Here is a 776-nt window from a genome sequence, read left to right as displayed (position 1 = left end):
CGGTATTGGCGCAACTGTTAACCGACTTCGCCGCCGCCGACCGCACCGGCCAACTCGCCTTGCTGGACGCCATCCTCAAAGCCTGGAGCGACACCAGCCCAATGGCCGCCACCTTCACCGGCGCCTACGATAGCCACAATCTGACCGTCAACATGCAAAACCTCGCCGCCGGCAGCGCGGCGTATAACGCCCTGGCCGACAAGTTGACTATATTGGAACGCTTCAACGGCCGCACTTTCACCGCCGTGCCCGACGGCACGGCCGCAGCCACGGTTAATTTGTGGACCACCAGCCAGGACTTGCTGCAACGCAGTTACGACAGCCTGAAGGAGTCGGTTTACCAAAGTCTGGCGATACAGACCCGCTTAAAGCCTTTATTGGATTTGGTTGGGCTTTCAGTGGCAGCAGAAGGTATTCAATTAGATTTTACCGAGTTGAATCAGGAGCTGGATGCCCGCATAGCAGCCGATGAAATCAACGGTTTCGCCGATTTGGTTGAATTGGCCGTTGCGACGAACGCCACTCTGATAGCGAATGGCTGGCAGGGTTGGTGGAAGGTGTTTAGCTTTCTTGACACGCATTCGATGACGACGGAGATGCGTAATGTTCTTGATATGGCTGGCCTTAGTCTCAACGGTACAACTCAATCCGACGCAATCGTTGCAAATAGCACAAACGACACGATATCCGCCGGCGACAGTAATGATTGGGTCTATGGTGCCGGAGGCGACGACCGAATTGATGGTGGCGCGGGCGATGATGTGTTACTGGGCGGA

The 776-nt window shown here is 55.8% G+C and carries 1 pseudogene; it reads left to right on the top strand.

Going from position 1 to position 776, the window contains the following annotated elements:
* A pseudogene (locus NP596_RS21700) lies at positions 1-776 on the top strand (hypothetical protein); the annotation flags it as partial.

The sequence above is a fragment of the Methylomonas rivi genome, assembly GCF_024505165.1.
GTDB lineage: Bacteria > Pseudomonadota > Gammaproteobacteria > Methylococcales > Methylomonadaceae > Methylomonas > Methylomonas rivi.
Note: the sequence above shows the minus strand (reverse complement) of the source record. Positions and strands in the feature narration are given on the sequence as shown.